This window comes from Psychrobacter sp. FME13 (assembly GCF_014861395.1).
Classification (GTDB): Bacteria; Pseudomonadota; Gammaproteobacteria; order Pseudomonadales; family Moraxellaceae; genus Psychrobacter.
The window spans coordinates 1-22,266 of sequence record NZ_RRYV01000022.1 but is presented as its reverse complement, the minus strand read 5'-3'; the positions used below and the strand labels follow the sequence as shown (position 1 = coordinate 22,266).

Genomic DNA, 22,266 nt, shown 5'->3' with positions numbered 1-22,266 from the left:
TTCCCTTCTATTATCTAACGCTTATTTAGACTCGTACCAGTTGCTACGTAATGACTGCCAGTGCTCAGCAAGCGTACCGTCTAATACCAATTGCTTGGCCGCTTCGATATCAGGCGCTAGGTAGCGGTCTTTATCATAGAAAGTCACTTTCTCGCGCAGTTTCTGATGCGCCACAGTCAACGGCTCTGATGTCTCTAATCCGCGATGAAAATCAATCCCTTGACCGGCAGCCAATAGCTCAATACCGATAATGGTGGCAGTATTTTGCGCCATCTCGTATAAGCGGCGTGCGCAATAGGTCGCCATGGAGACATGATCTTCTTGGTTGGCAGAGGTTGGGATGCTATCGACGCTACCCGGATGGGCGATAGATTTGTTTTCTGAAGCCAGTGCCGCTGCTGTCACATGGGCGATCATAAAGCCTGAGTTGACCCCAGCGTTATCAACCAAGAATGGCGGCAGACCACCTGACAGCGTCGCATCGATAAGTAAGGCCACACGGCGCTCAGACATAGAACCAATCTCGGCAATTGCCAAGGCTAAAATATCAGCGGCAAAAGCGACTGGCTCAGCATGGAAGTTACCACCTGATATAGCCACTGGGCCATCTTCGTTATTAAAAATTAGCGGATTGTCAGTGACGGCATTGGATTCGATTAGTAGCGTTTTACCTGCTTGATTGATGATATCAAGACAGGCACCCATGACTTGCGGCTGACAACGCAAGCAGTAAGGGTCTTGAACTCTATCGTCTTGCTCGCCATCATGTGAGGCACGAATGGCACTGCCTTTGATCAGTTGACGATGTGCTTTGGCGATTTCAATTTGACCATGATGGCCACGTACTTCGTGAATACGCGCATCAAATGGTGAGTCCGATCCTTTGGCAGCATCAATCGACAGTGAGCCGACGATGGTGGCGGTCTCAAGCAAATCACGCGCTAAGAAATAACCCCGTAATGCTAGCGCGGTTGAAACTTGCGTACCATTGATAAGCGCGAGGCCTTCTTTGGCTGCTAGGGTAATTGGCTCAAGTCCATGTTGAGCTAGAGCTTCTGCTGCAGGCACTTTTTCGCCAGCGACAAACACGTCACCTTCACCCATCATTGCAAGTGTCATGTGTGATAAAGGCGCTAAATCACCAGAAGCACCAACAGACCCTTTTGCCGGAATATTTGGCGTGATTTGATTATTGATTAAGGCCAGTAGACTATCTACTACCTCGCGACGCACACCAGAGACACCTTGAGCCAAACTGGCAACTTTCATCACCATAATCAGTCGCACGACGCTGTCTGGTAACGCTCCACCAGTACCCACTGAGTGAGAAACGATCAAATTGCGCTGAAGTAGCTCAAGCTGATCATCACTGATACGCGTCTTTGCTAACAAGCCAAAACCAGTATTGATTCCATAAGCGCTTTTGTCTCGAGCAATAATCGTACGCACATCTTCGTGTGAGGCATCGATAGCTTTATAAGCACTCTCAGGTAATGTCAATATGACAGGTTGCTCATAGATATCACGTAGCATCTTAAAGCTAAGCTGGCGAGGGTGTAGCGTTAATTTTTTGATATCGTTCATAGGGTGATCCTAGTATTGTAAGACATATGGGTTATATTATTTTTGATTCATGTCTTTGTTGAAATGACGTTTTTTAAATGTTTTTAGTTAACATAATACTTGTTATTAAATTTGTTTTTTTAGCCAATCCAGTTGAAGTACATGGCTAGATGTCCGAATGCCGCAGCCAATAAAATACTGAGTACCACACGCTCAAACCAGATAATGACCATTTTGCCGACAGATAATGGTATTTCAGTGGCAAGCACACAAGGAATCATGGCAGAGAAAAACAACACGCTGCTAATAGAGATGACCCCTGCAACATAGCGAGTCAGTATATCAGCCTCACTGAGGAGCAGTGCTGGCAAGAACATTTCAGCCAATCCCGCTGACATACCTTTGGCGGCAACCAGAGGCTCTGGTAAGCCGCTAAGCCATGTAAATGGATAAAGAAGCAAGCCTAAAGCATCGAATACAGGCGTATACTTTGCTAATATCAATCCTGTCAAGCCAACCGCGATGATAGAAGGCACAATCGCCGCTGCCATTGTCAGCCCATCGCGAAAGTTAGACCATAAGATTTGTTTTAGGTCAGTGGCACGGCGCGAAGTGGACAAACCCAAATCAAATGCTGCCGCCAAACGTGTACCACTTTTATGGTCTAAAGCGGGACGTTCAACGCTATCATCTACAAGGCTAATGGGTGGAATACGAGCAGTAATCGCAGTAACGATAAAGGTAATCACTAGCGTAGACCAAAAAAACAGGTTCCAAAACTCCATCAGACCAAGCGTTTTGGCAACAATGACCATAAATGCCGCTGATACGGTCGAAAATCCAGTCGCAATGATAATGGCTTCGCGCGCTGAATATTGCTTTTGCAAATACACGCGATTAGTAATGAGCAGCCCGATAGAGTAGCTACCAACAAAGGATGCGACAGCATCAATCGCTGATGAACCTGGGGTTTTCCAGATAGGTTTCATGATCGGCTGCATGAGCACACCGACCATCTCGAGCAAACCAAAACCCACCAAAAATGCTAAAATTAATGCCCCAAGCGGTACAATCATACCGACTGGTAATGCCAGTTTTTCAAACAAAAACGGCAGCATGTCCTTTTCCATCATAAAGGCAGGCGCTACGTCAGCCACATACATTACTGCCAGTATCAGACCAATGATTTTAAAAGCAGTCATAATCATGTGGGTGATATTTTTACGCCATGAGCCGTCTATAAATGGCTTGCTTACCCCAAAGATCATCAATAAAAATAATAACATCACAGACAATGTATGCTGCTGATTGACCAGATAAGTTGCCCCATGATCGAACAAAATCGTGCTTTTCTCACCAATGGTAAATGGCACAAAGAACATGACCAAACCGATAGCACTAAAGACTATCAATTGCAGTAACGCTATAGGTTTAGACAGTAGTGCTTCAGTTGGTGTCGCTGCTGCATCCTTGAGATTTAGTGTCGTATTTTGCTCAATCATATTATCCTCCTTGATAAAATGTCGATGATATCCTTATGTCAAGTAATCACTTATAAGGATAAAGGGTATGCTACTTAACCATCGGCAAATTTAGACCATAGTCTTTGGCTGTTTTGATCGCCAGCTCATAGCCTGCATCGGCATGACGCATAACCCCTGAGCTGCAATCGTTGACAAGTACTCGTGCCAAGCGTTTGGCAGCGGCATCAGTGCCATCTGCGACAATGACCATACCTGAGTGCTGCGAGTAGCCCATGCCAACGCCGCCGCCATGATGTAGTGATACCCAAGTGGCACCGCCTGCGACATTGAGCATACCATTCAATAATGCCCAGTCAGATACCGCATCTGAGCCATCTTTCATGCTTTCAGTTTCGCGGTTTGGGCTGGCAACAGAACCCGTATCCAAGTGGTCACGACCGATGACAATAGGGCCTTTTAGCTCGCCGTTTTTGACCATTTCATTAAAGGCTAAACCTGCTTTGTCACGCTCACCCAATCCTAACCAGCAGATACGGGCAGGCAAACCCTGAAACTGAATGCGCTCTTTTGCCATATCTAACCAGCGATGGATATGGGTGTTTTCAGGGAACAGCTCTTTGATTTTTTGATCGGTCTTATAGATATCTTCTGGATCACCTGACAGCGCCACCCAGCGGAAGGGGCCTTTGCCTTGGCAGAACAGCGGACGAATATAAGCGGGGACAAAACCTGGGAAATTAAAAGCGTCTTTAACGCCTTCATCAAAAGCCACCTGACGGATATTATTACCATAATCGGTCGTTGGAATGTCCATCGCTTGTAAATCTAGCATCGCCTGTACGTGTACGGCACAAGACTGAGCGGCGGCTTTGGTTAATGCTGCATGTTGCTCTGAATCTTCTTGCGCAGCTTTCCATGCTTCCACTGTCCAGCCACTTGGTAGATAGCCATTGATCAAGTCATGCGCTGAGGTTTGATCGGTCACTAGATCAGGCTTCATACCGCCAGCATTGGCGCGCTTGACCATCTCTGGCAAGATATCTGCTGCATTACCAAGTAGGGCAATAGAGACCGCTTCACCCGCGTCGGTATGCTGTTTGATGAGCTCATAAGCATGGTCTAAGTCATCAGCTTGCTTATCGACATAACCAGTACGCAAGCGGAAATCGATACTAGATTGCTGACACTCGATGTTCAGTGAGGTTGCACCTGCAAAAGTCGCGGCTAATGGCTGCGCACCGCCCATGCCGCCAAGACCCGCGGTCAAAATCCAACGTCCTGCCCAGCTACCGTCATAATGCTGACGACCTGCTTCTACAAAGGTCTCATATGTACCTTGCACGATGCCTTGCGTGCCAATATAGATCCAGCTACCAGCTGTCATTTGACCATACATCATCAAGTCTTTGCGATCGAGCTCGTTAAAGTGCTCCCACGTGGCCCAGCGTGGTACAAGGTTAGAGTTGGCAATCAATACGCGCGGTGCGTTTTCATGTGTCTGAAACACGCCAACTGGTTTGCCTGACTGTACCAATAAGGTCTCATCGTCTTCTAACACTTTTAGCGACTCTAGAATTTGATCATAGCTTTCCCAGTTGCGGGCTGCGCGTCCAATACCACCGTACACCACTAGGCTTTTAGGGTTTTCGGCCACATCAGGATGCAGATTGTTTTGCAGCATGCGATAGGGCGCTTCGGTCAGCCAGCTTTTGCAATGTAGGGTACTGCCAGTGGGCGCGGCGATTTCGCGGCTCTCATCACGGCGAGTAGGTTTTTTGCTATTGCTATCAGTAGTCATGGTCAAATCCTTGTGAAATATTTTAAGGTGCTAGAGCAATGAAAATAAGTGGTTTACGCTCAGTCTATAAATACACTTGGCTAATTGCTATATGAGCTGGGTTATTGATACTGTCGTAAAGTTGTATATACAAATTATCAAAGATTATTTTTTCATGCAAGTACTTTTTATTTGTGAGGCAATTATTTTTGTTATTGATCTGAAAAATATGTTGTGTAGGTAGGTTCCGATTGAGAATTGCGCTGCAGTCTCATGATATTATGTCGACATTATTAGGATTAAAGACAACAGTGAAAGATGGCCATGACAAAGACGATTCCGGCGTATCAACGCATAAAAAACGCTATATTAGACAATATACACTCGGGTAAATGGCAAGCAGGTAACGCGATTTCGACAGAAATGGCACTGGCTGAGGAGTTTGGGGTGTCGCGCATGACGGTGAACCGCGCGCTAAAAGAGCTGAGCGAGGAGCGGGTACTAGAGCGTCGGCAGGGGTCAGGGACGTTTGTCGCACAGCAGCAGTTTAATCATACGTTTGTCGAGGTGCGCAACATCGCTGAGGATTTAAAATCTGCCAATCGTGATTATGAGGCAAAGGTGGTGAGTAAGCGTGCTATTACGGCTGATATGCTAGACGATGCGATGCGTGATAAGTTTGATATTGCCGTACCAAATGGTCGTGAGGGCAAGGTGCTCAATGAAACACCAGCACTAGAAATACCGGTACTATATGAGGTCAAAATCATCCATTTTGCTGACGGCCAGCCCATACAGTTTGAAGAGCGTTGGGTTGATGCCAATAAAGTACCAAAATTTATTGAGCAAGATTTTAGCGTCGTCAATACCAGTGATTACTTAATTGCTAAGAGTCCACTAGAGCGCGGCAGTTATACTATTCAAGCATTGGCTGCTCCTGATGACATTGCTGATTTTTTACAAATTGCCTCGCAGTCACCAACACTGGTATTGTGCCGCCAAACCTACTCGGCAGGTCAAGTAGTCACCTTTGTGAAGATGTGGCATGCGGGTGAACGCTATCAGTTTTCAGGCGATTTATGATGGTCACCTTACGTATGCCCACTGATTTTTTACATTTTCTTGTCTAAAGTCAGGGGCTATATCGATAAGCTGATATTTATTGAACAGCAATAACATCTGAATATGCTTTGAAATTTAAAAAATAATAGAGAAACAGTATTGAAAAATACATCATTTGCCCTCAAAACTTGCAGCCACAAGAAAATACAATAAATTTACCGAGCAATGAGAAGCGTGACACATAAACCACGCGTATATTTCAGCGATTTTAGTTTGTTACTAGCCTCTACTTGCTGTATGTTGAGTATTTATTCATCTATTCGCGGAAGGAAACCCCATGAAACGTCGCAATCTATTAGCCCTAGCTGCCAGCACTATGTTGCTTGCTGCCTGCGGTCAATCTACTACCAACGAAGCTGATACCAGTGCGACTGACAGTACCGCAACGGGCGGTTCTGATTTGCTACAACGTATCAACAATGGTGGTACCATCAACGTTGGTACAGAGGGTACTTATCCTCCGTTCACGTACCATGATGAGAGCGGAAAACTAACGGGTTATGATGTTGAAGTAACGCGTGCAGTAGCAGATAAACTAGGCGTAGACGTCGAGTTCAAAGAAACCCAATGGGATGCTATGCTGGCAGGTTTGGATTCAGGACGCTTCGATATGGTGGCTAACCAAGTTAGTTTGACCACGCCTGAGCGCAAAGCAAAGTATGATAAAGCCAGTCCTTATAGCTGGTCAGGTGCGGTAGTTCTAGCACCGACTGATGACGACCGTTATAGCTCGTGGGAAAGTTTAAAAGGGTTGCGTACGGCTCAATCATTAAGTAGTAACTATGGCGAGATGGCAGAGAAGTATGAAACAGAAATCGTCCCTGTCGATGGCATGGCGCAGGCCATTCAGTTGGTCAAACAAGATCGTGCTGACTTTACCATGAATGACAATCTAGCAGTATTGGACTACCTCAAAAAATTCCCAGATTCAAACATGGAGATTAAACTGACGGCTCCTGCTAGTGAGCTACGTGGCTCAGGTTTGGTATTGATCAAAGGCGATGACGCAGTCGTGGAAAAACTAAATGATGCGATGGAAGCGTTGGCCGCTGATGGTACCTTGACCAAGCTTAGCGAAGAGTTCTTTGGTGCTGATATAAGTCAGAAAAAGTAATGTCAGTGTCTATCATACCGGCGTCTGTCATGTCAGCCTCATGGTTAGCAGATTTTTTGGCAGCACTGCCATTTATGAGTGCTGATCGGGCACAGATTGTCATCTCATCGTTTTGGCCAATGCTCAAAGGTGGTATCTACTATTCGATACCACTGGCGTTGATCTCATTTACGATTGGTATAGTCATTGCACTGACAGTGGCGCTGATTCGTATCGTGCCGCGTACTGGTGTGTTCCATGAGGTTATCTATAGACTGGCTCGTATCTATGTGTCTGCGATTCGTGGTACACCGATGTTGGTTCAGCTATTTATTATTTTCTATGGTCTACCAAGTGTCGGAGTAAAGCTCGATCCTTTTCCGTCAGCAATTATTGCTTTTTCGCTAAATATCGGCGCTTATGCATCAGAGACGGTGCGTGCCTCGATTTTATCGATACCAAAAGGGCAATGGGAAGCAGGATCGACGGTTGGTCTGACGTATCTGCAAACCTTTCGTCACGTTATTTTGCCACAAGCGCTTCGGGTATCTGTTCCACCGTTATCCAATACGTTTATCAGTTTGGTAAAAGACACCTCTTTGGCATCATTGGTACTCGTCACTGAGCTGTTTAAACAAGCGCAAATCATTACGGCACGCAACTATGAGTTTATGCTGGTTTATACTGAAGCGGCGATTATTTATTGGGGTATCTGTTTGTTCTTGACCTTTATTCAAGGCAAACTTGAAACCCGACTGGATCGCTACGTGGCAAAATAATTGATGGCTAATAAACGATTATTAATAAGTGCTTGTTAGTAAGTAATGATGGATTAGCCATCAGTCATACAAGCGATTCAGAATAAACAGTCGCAAATAAAGATCAGTACAACAGGAATTTTTATGATCAAAGTCACTAATATTCATAAAGCTTTTGGTGGCAATCAGGTGCTAAAAGGCATCGACTTGACGATCAATAAAGGCAAAGTGATCGTAATATTAGGACCTTCAGGGTCAGGTAAGACGACATTTTTACGTTGTTTAAATGCGCTGGAGATTCCTGATCAAGGTGTGATTGCTTTTGATGACAATAGCTTGAGCGTCGACTTTGCTACTAAGCCTAAGAAAAAAACCTTATTGGCTCTGCAGCGCAAATCAGGCATGGTTTTTCAGTCTTATAATTTATTTCCACATAAGACAGCTATCGAAAACCTAATGCTTGGACCGACAGTGGTTCAAGGTCAAACCAAAGCGCAAGCCCGTGAACAGGCTTTAGTTTTACTAGAGAAAGTGGGTCTGTCAGACAAAGCGGATCTCTATCCGTTTCAGCTATCTGGTGGTCAGCAGCAGCGTATCGGTATTGCTCGTGCGCTGGCTATTGAGCCATCATTACTGTTGTTCGATGAGCCAACCTCGGCGCTTGATCCAGAGCTGGTGCAAGATGTCCTTGAGACGATGAAGCAATTGGCATCGGAAGGCTGGACCATGGTTGTGGTAACTCACGAAGTCAACTTTGCCCGTGATGTCGCAGACCATGTGGTATTAATCGAAGATGGTCATGTGGTCGAAGAAGGCAGCGCTGAGCAGATGTTTGAGCTATCAACGCATCCACGTACGCAGGCGTTTTTACAGCGTATCGAGAAGCAATAAAGCTAAAAAGTGAGCTTCTATTGTCAAAGTGAAGCTCTGAGTAATATGAAGCCTTAAGCAATATACCGCCCTGAGCAATATACAGACTTAAACAATAAAAAGCCCCAATCATGTTGTCATGGTTGGGGCTTTTTTTATAAACATATCAAGAGTTTTGTCCATTACAACAGAGTTTTATACCTTTTGCCGTTTTTTTAGCCAACGTGGTACGCGAGTGGCAGTACCGTTCAGCATGGCATTAAATAAAGCGGCTAGTAGAATTAATACCACACCCACATATTGAATCAATGACAATGATTGATGTAGCAATATGGTCGCAAGAGCAATGGCTGTCAACGGCTCAAAAATCGTAAATACGGATGCGCGAGAGGCAGGCAGCTTTTCTAATGCTTTCATATACAGCGCAAATGGTACGACAGTTCCTAGTAAAGACAGCCCTAAGACATAGCCCCAAGTCGGTAGTGGTAGGCTTAGTAGCTGCTCATAAGTACGATAAGTCTCTGGTAATAATAGCAACACACCAGCACTGATAATAATCGAGGTAAAAAACACTAACGGGGCAGGGTGAGCATTATGCATCGCTCGTTTGCCCAGCACGCCATATAATGAGTAGCACATTCCTGACAATAGCCCCAAGACAATACCCCAGTTGACCTGTGCTTGCTCACCTAACATCGTCAATCCAACGCCAAACACTGCCATTAGAGCCAGTAGGGCTGATTGACGAGTAATAGATTCATTGAGCAAAAGCGTCGAAAATAACAAGCTAAAAACGGGTGCAGTATAGAGCAGTGCGACAGCGGGGCCTGCACCGACGTAGATAACGGCAAAGAAATAACATAACGACATGCCAAGCACGCCTATCAAAGACTGAAATGCCAATCCAATCCATTGCTTGGGTCGCAGTTTAATTAAATGCGGCCATAGTTTTGGTAGCATGACGAGCACAAGCAGCGCAGCGGTTACGATGCGTAAAATAGTTGTCTGCCATCCACTAAAGCCAATTTGATTAAGGTAAGTAGAAAATATTCCTAATGTACCCCAGCAAACAGCAGCTGTGATGATTTGAATGATGCCTATCCATGACTTTGATGATGGGATTGCTTTATCCATGTTCGCCCTATTGTTTTCTTATTATTATCTGAATGATACAACCTTGTGTAAGATTGCCCGCTGTTCAAATGTGCTAAGCAATACTGAACAAACAAAAGACAGCCTATAATTAGACTGTCTTTTGTTTGAGTTTATCATGAAAATATTACTGAGTCGCTCGGAAATGCTATGGCGTGTGAAAATACAAAGCAGGCATTAATGACGAGTATAGTCGGAATAAGGCATCGAACTGATAAGATTTAGGTAGGGCTAATCAATCCACAAAAACCATGCTTGTTCTCGGGTGTTGTTTTGCTGAATAAAGCACACTTTCTCTGCTTGGGTTCTTGGCTGATGTGATGCGTTTGCACCGCAGTCTTTTGAACGCTGTTTAATCCATTGTTTTTGTTTTTGTTTTTGTTTTTGTTCTTGTTTCAAGTCGGCTGCCATTTCTTCACCATATAGCCGACTGACTTCTTGTCGTATGTCATGATAGCTACCGTTTATTTCTTGATCAGACGTTTCGTAGATACCATCAATTAGCCCAGCTTGTGACGCTAACGGTAAATAAGTGGTATTTTCTTTGTAGGAGAAATTATGGCCATCACTGGTACTGTTGCTGCCAATATATATTTCATGGTTTGATGGATCGATAAATCCGTTAAAGTCTTTACCCTCAAAGACATAACCCTGAAACCTACAAGGAGTCACACCATCTTTACACACACTGTGCTTGGTTTTGGCTGCATAAAGCTTGACAGAATAAGGCGTATTATTGAGATAAGGCGTATTATCGAGTTTCTTGCCTACCTGTTTTGTTTGCAAGAGTCGCCCTAAATCAGGAGCAACTAGTAGCATATTGTCGCAAGTTACGCTCCCTTCTTCGCAATCCCTATAGAGGTTTAAACGTTGACCCTGAATGTCCATCCCCAATATAAAGTTTGCCTCAATAGGTGCCACTGCCGAGCTGAAAGAAGCCACTATCATCAGACTAGCAAACACCGTCATACGTGTGAATGAGCGCTTTATATTAGGTGATGTGACAAACATAGCGAATTTATACCTGTTTTATATTTGCATTAAAAAATTAGTGAGCAAACGCTTGGCACCTTCAGTCGCGAATGATTCTGGATGAAACTGCACACCTTGAATTGGATAGTCTTTGTGTTGTAAGCCCATGATTTCATCGCCTGCTAGTGCTGATTTGGCTAGGCTATGCTCACTATGTTGCTCATTATCAACGACGGCGGTGACAGTTAAGCAATCTGGCAGTGTCTTGGCTTTCACCATCAATGAGTGATAGCGCATGATTTCAATGGCTTGTGGTAATCCTTGATAGACACCCGCACCATCGTGACGAATCGCTGAGACTTTGCCATGCATCGGTACATTGGCACGTATCACATCACCGCCAAACACATGAGCGATGCCTTGCATGCCTAAGCACACACCTAGTATTGGCGTCGTCTTACCCATGACTTTGATGACCTCAGCACAAATACCGAAGTAGGCAGGATCATCAGGTGCGCCAGGGCCTGGTGATATAATGATACGGTCAAGATTCATCGCTTGCACGTCAGCCAGTGTAATTTCATTGTTGCGTTTAACGATGACGTTTGCTTCTTCATCACCGTCCATGGTTTGTAAAATCTCCCCAATATATTGGTAAAGATTAAAAGTAAACGAGTCGTAGTTATCGATAATTAAAACATTCATGGGTCATAAACTCTTTAATAAAATATGGTCAGTGTGCGAATTACGGCTGGTATGAATTACAGCAGTTGCAAACTACAGCGACATAAAGCTGTCTAATACGACTTTCATCGCTGACAGTTTGCGTTGAATCTCTAAGTATTCATCGGCTGGATTGGAGTCATATACATTGCCGCCACAGGTTTGGGCATAAGCCGATTCACCATTCATAAACAAGCTGCGAATAGGAATGGCAAAGATACAATCGCCATTGAAATTGAATGAACCGAGCGCGCCGCCATAAGCACCGCGACCATCTGGCTCTAACTCATTAATGACTTTAATGGCTTCAACCTTTGGTGCCCCAGACAATGTGCCTGCGGGGAAGTTACTGGCAAGGGCGCTAAACATGTCTTCGTTGGGATGTAAAATTCCGACAATCTCAGACGATATATGCTGCACGTGCGAGAAGCGTTTGATGTCCATTAGGTTACGTACCTTTACTGTGCCAAATCGTGCTACACGACCAATATCATTACGATGCAAGTCGACCAGCATGTTATGTTCGGCAATCTCTTTTTCGTCGTTAAGCAGTGCGCGGGCAAGCTTACGGTCTTCGATCACATCGACGCCGCGCTTGGCAGTGCCGGCAAGCGGGTAGGTTTCCATTTCACCTTGACGCAAGCGAAACAATAATTCGGGTGAAGCGCCGATGATGCACTGCTGGTCAAACTTCATAAAGTACATGTGCGGTGATGGGTTGACGCTACGCAGCTTTTCATAAATGGGCATCTTGTCACCAGCGATACGATATTTAGACTTAAACCCTACCTCGCACTGAAAGATACGTCCGGCAATAATATCTTCTTTGACCTGCATTACCGCTTTCGCATGTTCCTCTTGGCTCATGCCGTCACCTAAAAACTCAACCGTTGGATTTTCACAACTTGGAGTAGGTGTATCAAGTAACGCTTTGATGTGCTCGATACGGTTTTCTTGCTGATCGGTCGGATAATAAAAATAGAAAATTTCGCCCGTCATCTTGTCGAGCGTTAATCCATCTAAATATACGCCAAACTTAAACGGTTCAAAATCGTCGCTAGACTTTGCAGTGAGGCTGGGCTCAAAAAAATTCACACTGTCATAGCCTAGATAGCCGACCAAACCACCGCTCTGGTCACGAGCGATAACGTGTTGCGGGGTAATCTCACGCAATAGTTGATATGGGTTTTCGGTTTGGTAGTGGTTTGTTTCAGCAGTTTTGTTATCGGTGATGGCAAGGGTGTTGCGATCGATGGCAGCGATGGTCATGACTGGATTGAACCCAATGGCATGATGACGTGAGATATGGCTGTCTTCACCTAAAGATTCGAGTAGGTAGCAGGTATCAAAAGTGCTTTCTATACGTTTGAATAACGCAAAAAAGTCAATATCTTGAGTGAGCTTAATACGCTGTGGTTTGCTAGGAATATCAATCGCCGTAGGTTGGCCGTGCAGTAGTGTAGGAAAGGTCATAACAAAGTCCGGAATAGTTCAAATATGTATTAGAGCGTGTCATCAATTAGCACATTAATACATTTAATGGTCTTAAAATGGCTAAATTTTGCTAAACATCGTCAGAAATTTTGTCAATATATTCATATTAACGGCAATTTCTTCCTTGTTTATCTACAATTTTTCTTATTTTAAGCCTGATAATCTAATTGATGAGACGCCCTAGCTAAAAATAAAAAGAATGTTGAGAGTATTGTGTCAGGTATAGTGAATTGACTGTATTAAGTGTCTTGTCTAAGTGTCGCTAGTAGCGCACTGATATCATGACTTTGTATGGCTTTAGCACCGCGAGAGACAGTGGCGATACCGACGCCTAACTGTTCAGAGATTTCACGTTGAGTGATGCCACGATCTAAAGCATCAAAAATACGAATACGGTTGGCAATCTCAAGCTGCTCTTTATCCGTCAGTAGGGCACGGAATAGTTCTGCCATATCATCGCTGTCACTACAATTCGCTAAATGCTTCAGTAAACTTGAATAGGGATCAGTACTCATAGTATTTAATCTTCATAAAAGGGTAGATGGCTGTCTTGCTGATTTTAGCCTTAATCTTGTTTCAGTATTCTAGTATAATAGTACATGAAAAACAAGGCAGCTCATAGAAAGTTTTTTGTTTAGCGATTTTTTGCTTACCGGTAATGCACCCTAATCTGCAACAAATGAAAAAACCAGCTAATGGCTATTAGCTAGTCTTGCTATCACCTATTATTAGGGCATGTCCTCAATTCAATCGATAGTTATCTAAATGGGTTAAAAATGGCTAAATCTTGCCAAACGGCGTCAAATAGCTGACTAATATCTCGATATTATCTGCGCTATTTTCCTTGTTTGACTGCAATTTATCTAATTTTTATCACCATTTTTAAAATGAGGACACACCCTAGTACTGTCTGAAACTATTCCGAAGCCAGATCAACTTGCACTTGCCAATCCTCTATATCGAGCTCATAGCAATTCTGACCTTCACCATTGATACGATCAATGACCAAAAAATCAGAGTCGCGCCCAAGTGCGAGTAGTGGATGATGCCAGACATTGGCATCATACTGTACGCCTTGATGCGATTTGGCATAAAACACCGTCAAATCCTCAGCAGATTTTGGTGGCTCTCCTGCAGGTGCAACGACCACGATATAGTCCTGAGCATTCATCGAAAAAAATGCCTGCGTACCAAATGGATGATATTCCATCACGGATAATACGATAGGGAAATCACGTTTTTTGGCACGGAAGATACTCATGCCCACGTTACCACCATCGAGCTTAGCTTCAGCGATGGCGTGATGACGACACGCATAGCCTTTATTGATATGGTAGCTGTTTTCAGGCGTTTGCTGATCCTTGTCATAGGGTTCGATAACGGTGCCGTAGGGTGCAAAACCAGCTTTGGTTAAAGGTTTTGCAACGATTGTAGTCTTCATAAGAGTACTCATGACTTTGCCTTATAATCTCGTGTATCTCTTTTACTTGGTATTTTTTTACTTAGCATCGACTATATTCTAGACGGCTTATCGTTCTGGGCGAATAAATGGCATATGTCTATTCACGTCTTTATAGAGTAGATATCTAAATGGACCAGGTCCACCAGCGTAACAAGATTGTGGGCAAAATGCGCGTAACCACATAAAATCACCTGCCTCTACTTCGACCCATTCACCGTTTAAGTGATAGACGGCTTTACCTTCTAGTACATACAGACCATGCTCCATCACATGCGTTTCATCAAATGGGATCACGCCACCAGGCTGGAACGTGACGATATTTACATGCATGTCGTGACGCATATCAGATTGCTCGGTAAATCGAGTGGTTGCCCATACGCCACCTGTGTCTGGCATCTCAATAGCATCGACATCGTGATCGCTTGTGACAAAAGGCTCAGGTGCATCAATACCATCTACAAACTGATACGCTTTGCGAATCCAATGAAACTTAACGTGCTTATCGCTATTATTTTTCACCGTCCATTTACATGCTGGCGGTAAGAAGGCATAGCCACCAGCTTCCAGGTGATGCGCTTCGCCTTCAATGGTAATATCCATTTCACCTTCAACGACAAACAATACGGCTTCGGCTTTCATGTCTAGTTCAGGCTTATCAGAGCCGCCATTTGGTGCTACTTCCACGATGTATTGTGAGAAGGTTTCTGAAAAGCCAGATAAAGGACGGGCAATCACCCACATGCGCATACCTTCCCAAAATGGCAGATAGCTAATTACAATGTCGGTTAATACACGTTTGGGAATAATGGCATAAGCTTCGGTAAAGATAGCACGATCGGATAGTAGTTGTGTTTGCGGAGGTAATCCGCCAGTTGGCGCGTAATAAGTACTTTTTGTTGACATTTTTTCATGTTCCTTGGTGACTTTGTGCGACGATAATGATTGTGTGTCGCGATAATAATGGTGTGCTGCGATAAATGGTTGTCTGAGCGTATGGTTACAGCCAGTTTTCGGTGTTGTCGGCAGTGGCTGGATGGTTTTTATACCAGTGTTTGGCAATCTCGTCACGGCGGCATATCCACACATCAGGCTTGCTAGTGATGTATTGCAAAAACTTTTTGAGAGCAGTAATACGACCAGCACGACCAATGATACGACAATGCAAACCGATCGTTAGCATTTTGGGCGTATGTTCGCCTTCTTTATATAGCGTGTCAAAGCTGTCTTTTAAGTACTGATAAAAAGGCTCAGCGTTGGTAAATCCTGGACTAGAAGCAAAACGCATGTCATTGGTTTCTAGCGTATAAGGAATAACTAAATGCGGCTTACGTGCGATTTTGTTACCGTCTTCTACCTTGACATTGAGCCAGTAGGGTAGCTCATCAGCATAAGAGTCGGAATCATAAATATAGCCACCTTGTTCTGCAACTAACTCACGAGTATTGGGGCTATCACGACCAGTATACCAACCGAGTGGCTGGCCACCAGTCATGCTTTTGAATATCTCAGTTGCACGGCGTACATGCTCGCGCTCAGTTTCGCGATACATATATTGATAGGTGATCCAGCGCAGACCATGACTGGCGATTTCATGCCCGTCTTCTAATACGCGCTCGATAATATGCGGAGTTTTCTCAGCCGCCGCTGCACAAGTAAAGGTAGTAATGGGTAAACCGTATTCTTTAAAGGTATCCAATACTCGCCAAACGCCGACACGGCTACCGTATTCAAATGCTGACTCGATCGACTGATGGCGATTGTTAAATTCTGGCGTACCCAATACATCAGATAAAAAGCGCTCAGATTGACCATCACCATGAATGACACTGTTCTCTGCACCTTCTTCGATATTTAGGACGAATTGCACAGCGATTTTGGCGCCGCCTGGCCAGTTGGCTTTTGGCGGGTTTCCACCATAGCCTTTTAAGTCACGAGGGTAAGCATCTTGATCAAAGTTACTGGTGATTTTCTGAGTCATGTTTGATATTCCTTTGTTTCAATTGAGATGTTTTTTTACCTAAAGTCTGATGCTTGATTAGGTTTTATGGCGTCGGATTGCATCAGCAGCCAATAAGCGATACCGCCCAATATGGCACCTAGTAAGAAACCATAACCCTCAAGCTTTGTTAATGCAGGCACTAATACGGTAGCGATAGAAAAGATAGCACCAACCGCAAAAGCAATTAAGCCACGAATATTCCAACCTTTATAGTAGTAATAAGCCCCATCTGGTTGATCGGAAAATAGATCATTGATATTAATATGTTGACGTTTGATTAAGTAGTAATCGACAACTAATATACCAAAAAAGGGTGCAATGACTGCGCCAACAACATTTACAAAGCCAACGATGCCGATTTTACTGATAAATGATAACCATAGTGCGCCAACGAAAAAGGCAATCACTGCGGTAATTAAGCCACCTTTACGAAAGCTAATATGTTTGGGGAATAAGTTCGCCAAATCATAAGCGGGTGGTATAAAGTTTGCGACCATATTGATCCCCACAGTCGCTGCAAAGAAGGTCAAGGCTGCAACAATCGTTAGTGGGAGTGCGTCAACTCGTTCTACAATCTCTGCAGGGTTGGTCAATGCTTCGCCAAATAAGACCAAAGTACCTGCGGTAATGACTAGGGCAATGAATGAGAAAAACATCATATTAATAGGTAGACCAACTAAGTTACCTAAGCGCATTTCTTTTTCACTGCGTAAAAATCGTGAGAAGTCGCCGAAGTTAATCACAACGGCTGCAAAATAAGCCACCATGGTGCCCACAATCGCGGTAAATGCCTGAAAGGAGGTACCCGTATAGTCGCTGCCACTAGCAAAAATGGAGTTAATAGCTGGTAATAACTCTGAGCCTGACTGATACCAGACAACACCCATCAAGATAACCATCACCACATAAACGAGCGGACCTGCCCAGTTTAAAAAGTGTTTTATAGGCTCAACACCTGCCCAAAAAAGCATGATTTGAAACACCCAAACGATGACAAAGGCGATCCACGCTGTACTATTGAGGCCTAAAAAAGTTGCATCTGAACTACCCATCATAATAGTCAATAAGATAGCAACCGCAGTGGAGGCAAAATAGGTCTGAACCCCGTACCAAAAAATACCGATAATGGCTCGTAATATCGCCGGAAGATTCGCTCCATTGATACCCATGCTAGCACGTATGAGCACTGGAAAAGGAATGCCATATTTGACGCTGGGTTTGCCTGTCAAATTGACCATCAGCATGACGATGAATCCTGAGCAGATAATCGCCGCCATGACCCACCAACCATTCAAACCATAGCTTAAGAATAGTGATGCAGCAAGCGTATAGCCAAAAAGACTTTGAATATCATTTGACCAGACGTTAAATATCGAAAACCATCCCCAACTACGCTGTTCAGGCTGTAGTGGGGCAAGATCGTCATTGTATAATCTTGAGTTTTTGCGTTCTGGATTGAATGTGGTGCAATCATAGAGCGCGCTGTTGGATTGATTGTGGAGCTGACTTTCTTGCTTATTTGCAGTGGACATCCTTTTCTCCTTTCAGATTGGAATCAATCGAAACCAATATTGTTAACACTTAACAATCTTTATTGTTAACACTTTAAGGATGTCTAGTTCATTGGTCAAGGTAATTGTTTACTTATCTGAGTGAAAGTGCTCATTTATAACCCCGAGGTATAAGCTACAAGCTGCTGGCGCTCTTCATCAGTCAACTGAGTGAGATTGCCCAATGGCATATAGCCAGTTTGTACTGCGGTGATGATTTTTGCTTTGTGAATCTTCATGTCTGTAGGCGTTTGCAAGATAATACCCGCTGGTGGTGCGGCAAATCCTTGTTGGGTTGGTTGTGCAGCATGGCAAGTGCTACAGCGCGTATGTACGACATTCATCATGGCATCGTCAGCTGAGGCTGTCACTGGTACCGCTGCAGCCGTAGTAGTAGTAGCTGTATCATCGGTGATAGCTGTAGAACTTGTATTTGTGGCTACATCGCTTGCTATGTCACTGTCAGTTGCTGGAGGCTCCGTATCGGGCGTTACAGGTACGGCAGCGACTGAGGCCGTGACTGAGGCATTGGCAGCAGGTAGCGGCTCAATCGGTTCAGGACGCATCCAAATAATTAATAAAACCGTCAGTACAGCAGGGATGACCAAGTAGCGCGGCTTATGATTGTCCAAATGCTTTTGGTTAAAATAATGACGTACAATCGCAGTGATGATACTGACATAAACCAACACCAACCAACCGTGAGCATGAGAATACATCATCGGATAGTGGTTGCTAATCATAATAAAGATAAGCGGTAACGTAAAATAGTTGTTCATCAATGAGCGGTTTTTTGCTTGTAGCGCCAAGGCCGCCACTTCTTTACCGGGTTTTTCACCACGCCTCACGCAATCGACTAGCGCTCGTTGAGCTGGCATGATGCCAAAGAAGACATTCCCTGCCATGACCGTACCTAAAATGGCACCGATATGGATAAACGAGGCACGGTCACTGAATAACTGATAAGAACCCCAGCAAGCGATGATTAGTAGGATAAAAATAATGCTGCTAAAAATGAGTGAGTTTTTGCCCAAATGACTGCGGACAATCACTTCATAGATAAAGTAGCTGCCGAATAAAAACAATAAGCTGGTCGATATAGCACCTACGCTGCTGCCAAAAGCTACCTTGCTTGGATCAATCAGATAAGCGGTTGCATTGGCATAGTAGACGATAGATAACATCGCCATACCAGTCAACCAAGTGGTATAGGCTTCCCATTTAAACCAATGCAGCGTTTTGGGCATCTGTTCAGGTTCAAGTTTGTATTTGGCAATTTCATAAAAACCGCCACCATGTACCGCCCATAGGTCACCAGAAATGCCTTTATCCTTTTTCCACTGTGGTGGTTTACGTAGGCTGAGGTCTAACCAAACAAAATAAAACGAAGCCCCAATCCATGCTACGCCAGCGATGACGTGGAACCAGCGGAAAAATAAATTTAACCAATCAAGATAATAAGCGCCCATGCGGCAGGTGTCCTTTTTTACAAATTTTTGTCGTCAGCTTTTTTTCAATGTGCTTTCGTTTCGTGTACTATTTGCTTTCATTATGAACTTGTATAATGATGTGCCTGAATGAGATAGCAGGTAACTATGAGTCACAAAAGCTATGAGTCACGAAAGCTATGAATCACGAAAGCTATGAGCCGCGATAGGTGCTATAACCGTGTGCGCTAAGCAATAACGGAATATGATAGTGATTGTCATCGCGTACCATAAAATCGATAATGACTTGCGGATAAAATGCGGTGAGCTGCTGCGCATCAAAGTAAGACTGGGTATCAAAAGTCAGCGTATAGCGACCATGACTCAAATCAGATGCGTTATTCTCAAGTGTTGAGTCAAACTGCCAGCTGTCAGTAGCTACGCGACCATCGGCATTGGTAATAGCGCTTGCCAATAGGGTGGCGTCACCGCTATCGTTAATACGGTGCAGGGTTACGGCGACATCGGCAGCAGGCTTGCCCAGATGGGTATCTAAAATATGTGATGATAGAGTGGCTGACATAATAACTCCATTTATATATGTGTGGCAGGTGAGGTTTACGCGTCGCTCAGCAGTTTCTGTAAACGTAAACGCGTGATTTTATTTTGTTCGGTAGCGGCATTGACCAGTTCAGTTTCGCGATTGTTTGGTAGCCTTGCTAACAGTAAGTCCAGCATTTGCTGTGCACTTTTACCTGTGGCAAACACAATAAAGATAAAGCCAAATTTATTGAGATAGTCTTGATTTCCTTGTGCTAAGGCTGCAATTACACTATCTTCAGCGTCATTGGCACCTGATTGCTCATGTGCGGCACTGTCTTGCGTGTTACGATATTTCTCTTTTAACGAATCGACATTGCCAATTTGTGGGTGGCCATCAAATGCTTGCAGTAGATTAGTCTCATCGGTTTGAGCTTGTAGCCAAGCTTCATCGCTTTGAGTCAGTAGTGTTTGTATATCACCGAAAGGACGTTTATTTACTAAACTCTGAGCCCACTGAGTACTGGTGCAGCAAGTCAATAAATATGACGTGGCTTCAGCTGGCGAGAGTTTATTAAATTGCTGTAAAGACAGTTTCACAGTCATCTCCTATTCATGTAAAAGCAACGGACTAAAAGGTGGGCGGCAGGGATGGATAATGTTAAGCTCAGATTACGATATACAAAAATATATAATAAAGTAATGTTATATAAAATAATAAGTGGGTTAATATAAGCTATTTTGCTTAAACCTGACTATTTGGTCAACTACTTTATAAAGAAATTTTATTTAGGTGGCTCATATTTCATAAAGATTCGTATTTGAATCTGGTTGTTTATTGGCATATAGCCAACCGTTATAACAACAATAGGTATTACCAACATGGATCAAGAAACTGATATCAATACACAAGAAGCGTCTGACGCGAAAACACAGAAAAATCAGCAGGGCATTCGTGCGCAAAACCAAGCGGTTATCTTGGCAGCAGCAGAAGAAGAGTTTGTCTTAAAGGGTTTTGGTGGTGCTACGATGCAAAGTATCGCTGATAGGGCTGGCCTACCAAAAGCTAATATCCATTACTACTTTAAGAATAAAAAAAACCTGTATCAAATTGTGCTGCACGCTATTATTCAAGAGTGGAACGATGGCTTGGTTACCATGACGATCGATAGTGACCCTAAGGTCGTTATCGAAAAATTCGTACGCACCAAATTACGTCAAGCGTTTGCGCATCCAAATCGCCACAAACTGTTTGCTCTAGAAGTTATCGTGGGTGCACCACATTTGCATAGCTTTATGTCGACGACAATGAAAGAATGGGCACTTGATAAAGCAAAAGTCATGAAAGTCTGGCATGAGCAAGGCAAGATTGGTATCACTGATCCGCTACAGTTATTGATTTTGATTTGGGCAACGACGCAACGATATGCTGAATTTGAAACAGAAATCGTTGGTCTGATGGACAAAAATGATTATGACCAGCAGGATGAAGCGCGTGCTGCTGAGTTTTTGGTGCCGTTTATCTTGCGTGGCTGTGGTCTTGAGTAGATGTGTGCAGTCATAAGTGAGCTATTCTCCGCTGTCATCTCATATCAATAAGAGTGTATATTAACCAGAATAAAAAATGGCTTTAACGCTAGTGCTTGATAAATGCGCTAGCGTTCGTTAAACCTATTAATCAAGCTTTGCAGTAGTGCTATTCAAACGCTCCTAAATGATTTAAGAGACTTTTTGTCTAAGTGGCTTTAGACCATCATCCAGATGTTGCTCTGCCGTATCAAACTCAACACCATAGTTTTTGGGTAAAATAATATCAAGAGCAATAGCGACGATACCAGATACGGTCACTGCTGAACCAAAGATATTACGGAAAAACTGCGGCGCTTGAGCAAATACATCAGGTACAAAAGCCACACCCATAGAGAGACCTAACGAGGTCGCAATGATCAATATATTGCGATGGGTAAAGTTGACGGTTGATAAAATACGTATACCTGCTGTTGCTACAGTAGCGAACATCAATAGGGTAACACCGCCAACGACTGGCTTTGGTAGTTGGGTGAAGACAGCACCAAGGACAGGGAATAACCCCATAAAGAATAAGATACCACCTACATAGAACCCTATATAGCGACTAGCAATCCCTGTCATCTGGATGACACCATTATTTTGACTAGGGTGTGTATAGAATTCAAATGAGTGGCAACCAGATAAAGACACAAGCGAGCATTACCGCCGCTGCATAGCTATCTTTGAGCTTATCATATCGCGTGGCAATGC

At 43.9% G+C, this 22,266-nt stretch carries 21 protein-coding genes and 1 pseudogene; 5 read left to right on the top strand and 17 right to left on the bottom strand.

The annotated features are described in order from the left end of the window. Positions 1–21 precede the first annotated feature (21 nt). The 3 genes from hutH to hutU form a co-directional block, all read right to left on the bottom strand. Positions 22–1,584, bottom strand: coding sequence for a histidine ammonia-lyase (hutH, locus tag EI164_RS04840; protein ID WP_087814299.1), 1,563 nt, complete (start codon positions 1,582–1,584; stop codon positions 22–24). A 119-nt stretch (positions 1,585–1,703) separates the two neighbouring features. After that, the gene (locus EI164_RS04835) at positions 1,704–3,065 is read right to left on the bottom strand and encodes a YjiH family protein (protein WP_087814300.1); all 1,362 of its coding nucleotides are present in this window, start codon (positions 3,063–3,065) and stop codon (positions 1,704–1,706) included. A 70-nt stretch (positions 3,066–3,135) separates the two neighbouring features. After that, complete coding sequence (gene hutU / locus EI164_RS04830) at positions 3,136–4,845, bottom strand: urocanate hydratase (RefSeq protein ID WP_192518857.1); 1,710 nt, start codon at positions 4,843–4,845, stop codon at positions 3,136–3,138. Positions 4,846–5,142: 297 nt separating this feature from the next. Here hutU and EI164_RS04825 point away from each other — a divergent pair, with 297 nt between their 5' ends. The 4 genes from EI164_RS04825 to EI164_RS04810 all read left to right on the top strand — a co-directional run bounded on the left by EI164_RS04825 (position 5,143) and on the right by EI164_RS04810 (position 8,688). Next, complete coding sequence (locus tag EI164_RS04825) at positions 5,143–5,907, top strand: UTRA domain-containing protein (protein ID WP_192518856.1); 765 nt, start codon at positions 5,143–5,145, stop codon at positions 5,905–5,907. A gap of 316 nt (positions 5,908–6,223) precedes the next feature. Beyond that, positions 6,224–7,060: an amino acid ABC transporter substrate-binding protein gene (locus EI164_RS04820; protein ID WP_192518855.1), complete on the top strand. Its 837-nt coding sequence runs from the start codon at positions 6,224–6,226 to the stop codon at positions 7,058–7,060. Positions 7,061–7,134: 74 nt separating this feature from the next. Then, positions 7,135–7,818, top strand: a complete 684-nt coding sequence (locus tag EI164_RS04815) for an amino acid ABC transporter permease (protein ID WP_192518873.1) — start codon at positions 7,135–7,137, stop codon at positions 7,816–7,818. Between the two features lie 123 nt (positions 7,819–7,941). Further along, complete coding sequence (locus EI164_RS04810) at positions 7,942–8,688, top strand: amino acid ABC transporter ATP-binding protein (protein ID WP_192518854.1); 747 nt, start codon at positions 7,942–7,944, stop codon at positions 8,686–8,688. A gap of 174 nt (positions 8,689–8,862) precedes the next feature. Here EI164_RS04810 and EI164_RS04805 read toward each other — a convergent pair whose 3' ends face one another. The 12 genes from EI164_RS04805 to uraD form a co-directional block, all read right to left on the bottom strand. Further along, on the bottom strand, positions 8,863–9,801 hold the full coding sequence (locus tag EI164_RS04805; protein WP_192518853.1) for a DMT family transporter: 939 nt from the start codon (positions 9,799–9,801) through the stop codon (positions 8,863–8,865). 249 nt (positions 9,802–10,050) lie between these two features. After that, positions 10,051–10,830 (bottom strand): lysozyme inhibitor LprI family protein, encoded by a 780-nt coding sequence (locus EI164_RS04800; RefSeq protein WP_192518852.1) that lies wholly within the window; start codon positions 10,828–10,830, stop codon positions 10,051–10,053. A gap of 18 nt (positions 10,831–10,848) precedes the next feature. Then, a complete protein-coding gene (locus EI164_RS04795; protein WP_192518851.1) occupies positions 10,849–11,496 on the bottom strand; it encodes an anthranilate synthase component II in 648 nt (215 codons plus the stop codon). 72 nt (positions 11,497–11,568) lie between these two features. Continuing rightward, the gene (locus EI164_RS04790) at positions 11,569–12,987 is read right to left on the bottom strand and encodes an anthranilate synthase component I family protein (RefSeq protein WP_192518850.1); all 1,419 of its coding nucleotides are present in this window, start codon (positions 12,985–12,987) and stop codon (positions 11,569–11,571) included. Between the two features lie 260 nt (positions 12,988–13,247). Further along, positions 13,248–13,523 (bottom strand): Trp family transcriptional regulator, encoded by a 276-nt coding sequence (locus tag EI164_RS04785; RefSeq protein ID WP_192518849.1) that lies wholly within the window; start codon positions 13,521–13,523, stop codon positions 13,248–13,250. Between the two features lie 401 nt (positions 13,524–13,924). Next, a complete protein-coding gene (locus EI164_RS04780) occupies positions 13,925–14,449 on the bottom strand; it encodes an ureidoglycolate lyase (protein WP_192518848.1) in 525 nt (174 codons plus the stop codon). 87 nt (positions 14,450–14,536) lie between these two features. Continuing rightward, positions 14,537–15,373 carry a bifunctional allantoicase/(S)-ureidoglycine aminohydrolase gene (locus tag EI164_RS04775; protein WP_192518847.1) on the bottom strand — a complete coding sequence of 279 codons (837 nt, stop codon included), beginning with the start codon at positions 15,371–15,373 and terminating at the stop codon, positions 14,537–14,539. A 94-nt stretch (positions 15,374–15,467) separates the two neighbouring features. Further along, on the bottom strand, positions 15,468–16,448 hold the full coding sequence (gene puuE, locus EI164_RS04770; protein ID WP_192518846.1) for an allantoinase PuuE: 981 nt from the start codon (positions 16,446–16,448) through the stop codon (positions 15,468–15,470). A 35-nt stretch (positions 16,449–16,483) separates the two neighbouring features. Beyond that, positions 16,484–18,001 carry an NCS1 family nucleobase:cation symporter-1 gene (locus EI164_RS04765; RefSeq protein ID WP_192518845.1) on the bottom strand — a complete coding sequence of 506 codons (1,518 nt, stop codon included), beginning with the start codon at positions 17,999–18,001 and terminating at the stop codon, positions 16,484–16,486. 134 nt (positions 18,002–18,135) lie between these two features. After that, entirely contained in the window at positions 18,136–19,488 is a 1,353-nt protein-coding gene (locus tag EI164_RS04760; RefSeq protein WP_192518844.1) for a urate hydroxylase PuuD, read from the bottom strand. Between the two features lie 172 nt (positions 19,489–19,660). Further along, positions 19,661–20,029 carry a hydroxyisourate hydrolase gene (uraH, locus tag EI164_RS04755; RefSeq protein ID WP_192518843.1) on the bottom strand — a complete coding sequence of 123 codons (369 nt, stop codon included), beginning with the start codon at positions 20,027–20,029 and terminating at the stop codon, positions 19,661–19,663. Positions 20,030–20,064: 35 nt separating this feature from the next. Beyond that, a complete protein-coding gene (uraD, locus tag EI164_RS04750; protein WP_225739113.1) occupies positions 20,065–20,592 on the bottom strand; it encodes a 2-oxo-4-hydroxy-4-carboxy-5-ureidoimidazoline decarboxylase in 528 nt (175 codons plus the stop codon). Positions 20,593–20,868: 276 nt separating this feature from the next. Here uraD and EI164_RS04745 point away from each other — a divergent pair, with 276 nt between their 5' ends. Next, positions 20,869–21,534 carry a TetR/AcrR family transcriptional regulator gene (locus EI164_RS04745; RefSeq protein ID WP_192518841.1) on the top strand — a complete coding sequence of 222 codons (666 nt, stop codon included), beginning with the start codon at positions 20,869–20,871 and terminating at the stop codon, positions 21,532–21,534. A gap of 171 nt (positions 21,535–21,705) precedes the next feature. On the opposite strand, the gene EI164_RS04740 is transcribed toward EI164_RS04745, so the two are convergent. Next, positions 21,706–22,206, bottom strand: coding sequence for a solute carrier family 23 protein (locus EI164_RS04740; protein WP_318779517.1), 501 nt, complete (start codon positions 22,204–22,206; stop codon positions 21,706–21,708). Further along, a pseudogene (locus EI164_RS04735) lies at positions 22,178–22,266 on the bottom strand (IS5/IS1182 family transposase); the annotation flags it as partial. The pseudogene EI164_RS04735 and the gene EI164_RS04740, both read right to left, overlap by 29 nt.

Bases quoted from the DNA above. Each gene is read 5' to 3' on its own strand.
- hutH (WP_087814299.1), bottom strand. From the start codon at position 1,584: ATGAACGATATCAAAAAATTAACGCTACACCCTCGCCAGCTTAGCTTT.
- EI164_RS04835 (WP_087814300.1), bottom strand. From the start codon at position 3,065: ATGATTGAGCAAAATACGACACTAAATCTCAAGGATGCAGCAGCGACA.
- hutU (WP_192518857.1), bottom strand. From the start codon at position 4,845: ATGACTACTGATAGCAATAGCAAAAAACCTACTCGCCGTGATGAGAGC.
- EI164_RS04825 (WP_192518856.1), top strand. From the start codon at position 5,143: ATGGCCATGACAAAGACGATTCCGGCGTATCAACGCATAAAAAACGCT.
- EI164_RS04820 (WP_192518855.1), top strand. From the start codon at position 6,224: ATGAAACGTCGCAATCTATTAGCCCTAGCTGCCAGCACTATGTTGCTT.
- EI164_RS04815 (WP_192518873.1), top strand. From the start codon at position 7,135: ATGAGTGCTGATCGGGCACAGATTGTCATCTCATCGTTTTGGCCAATG.
- EI164_RS04810 (WP_192518854.1), top strand. From the start codon at position 7,942: ATGATCAAAGTCACTAATATTCATAAAGCTTTTGGTGGCAATCAGGTG.
- EI164_RS04805 (WP_192518853.1), bottom strand. From the start codon at position 9,801: ATGGATAAAGCAATCCCATCATCAAAGTCATGGATAGGCATCATTCAA.
- EI164_RS04800 (WP_192518852.1), bottom strand. From the start codon at position 10,830: ATGTTTGTCACATCACCTAATATAAAGCGCTCATTCACACGTATGACG.
- EI164_RS04795 (WP_192518851.1), bottom strand. From the start codon at position 11,496: ATGAATGTTTTAATTATCGATAACTACGACTCGTTTACTTTTAATCTT.
- EI164_RS04790 (WP_192518850.1), bottom strand. From the start codon at position 12,987: ATGACCTTTCCTACACTACTGCACGGCCAACCTACGGCGATTGATATT.
- EI164_RS04785 (WP_192518849.1), bottom strand. From the start codon at position 13,523: ATGAGTACTGATCCCTATTCAAGTTTACTGAAGCATTTAGCGAATTGT.
- EI164_RS04780 (WP_192518848.1), bottom strand. From the start codon at position 14,449: ATGAAGACTACAATCGTTGCAAAACCTTTAACCAAAGCTGGTTTTGCA.
- EI164_RS04775 (WP_192518847.1), bottom strand. From the start codon at position 15,373: ATGTCAACAAAAAGTACTTATTACGCGCCAACTGGCGGATTACCTCCG.
- puuE (WP_192518846.1), bottom strand. From the start codon at position 16,448: ATGACTCAGAAAATCACCAGTAACTTTGATCAAGATGCTTACCCTCGT.
- EI164_RS04765 (WP_192518845.1), bottom strand. From the start codon at position 18,001: ATGTCCACTGCAAATAAGCAAGAAAGTCAGCTCCACAATCAATCCAAC.
- EI164_RS04760 (WP_192518844.1), bottom strand. From the start codon at position 19,488: ATGGGCGCTTATTATCTTGATTGGTTAAATTTATTTTTCCGCTGGTTC.
- uraH (WP_192518843.1), bottom strand. From the start codon at position 20,029: ATGTCAGCCACTCTATCATCACATATTTTAGATACCCATCTGGGCAAG.
- uraD (WP_225739113.1), bottom strand. From the start codon at position 20,592: ATGACTGTGAAACTGTCTTTACAGCAATTTAATAAACTCTCGCCAGCT.
- EI164_RS04745 (WP_192518841.1), top strand. From the start codon at position 20,869: ATGGATCAAGAAACTGATATCAATACACAAGAAGCGTCTGACGCGAAA.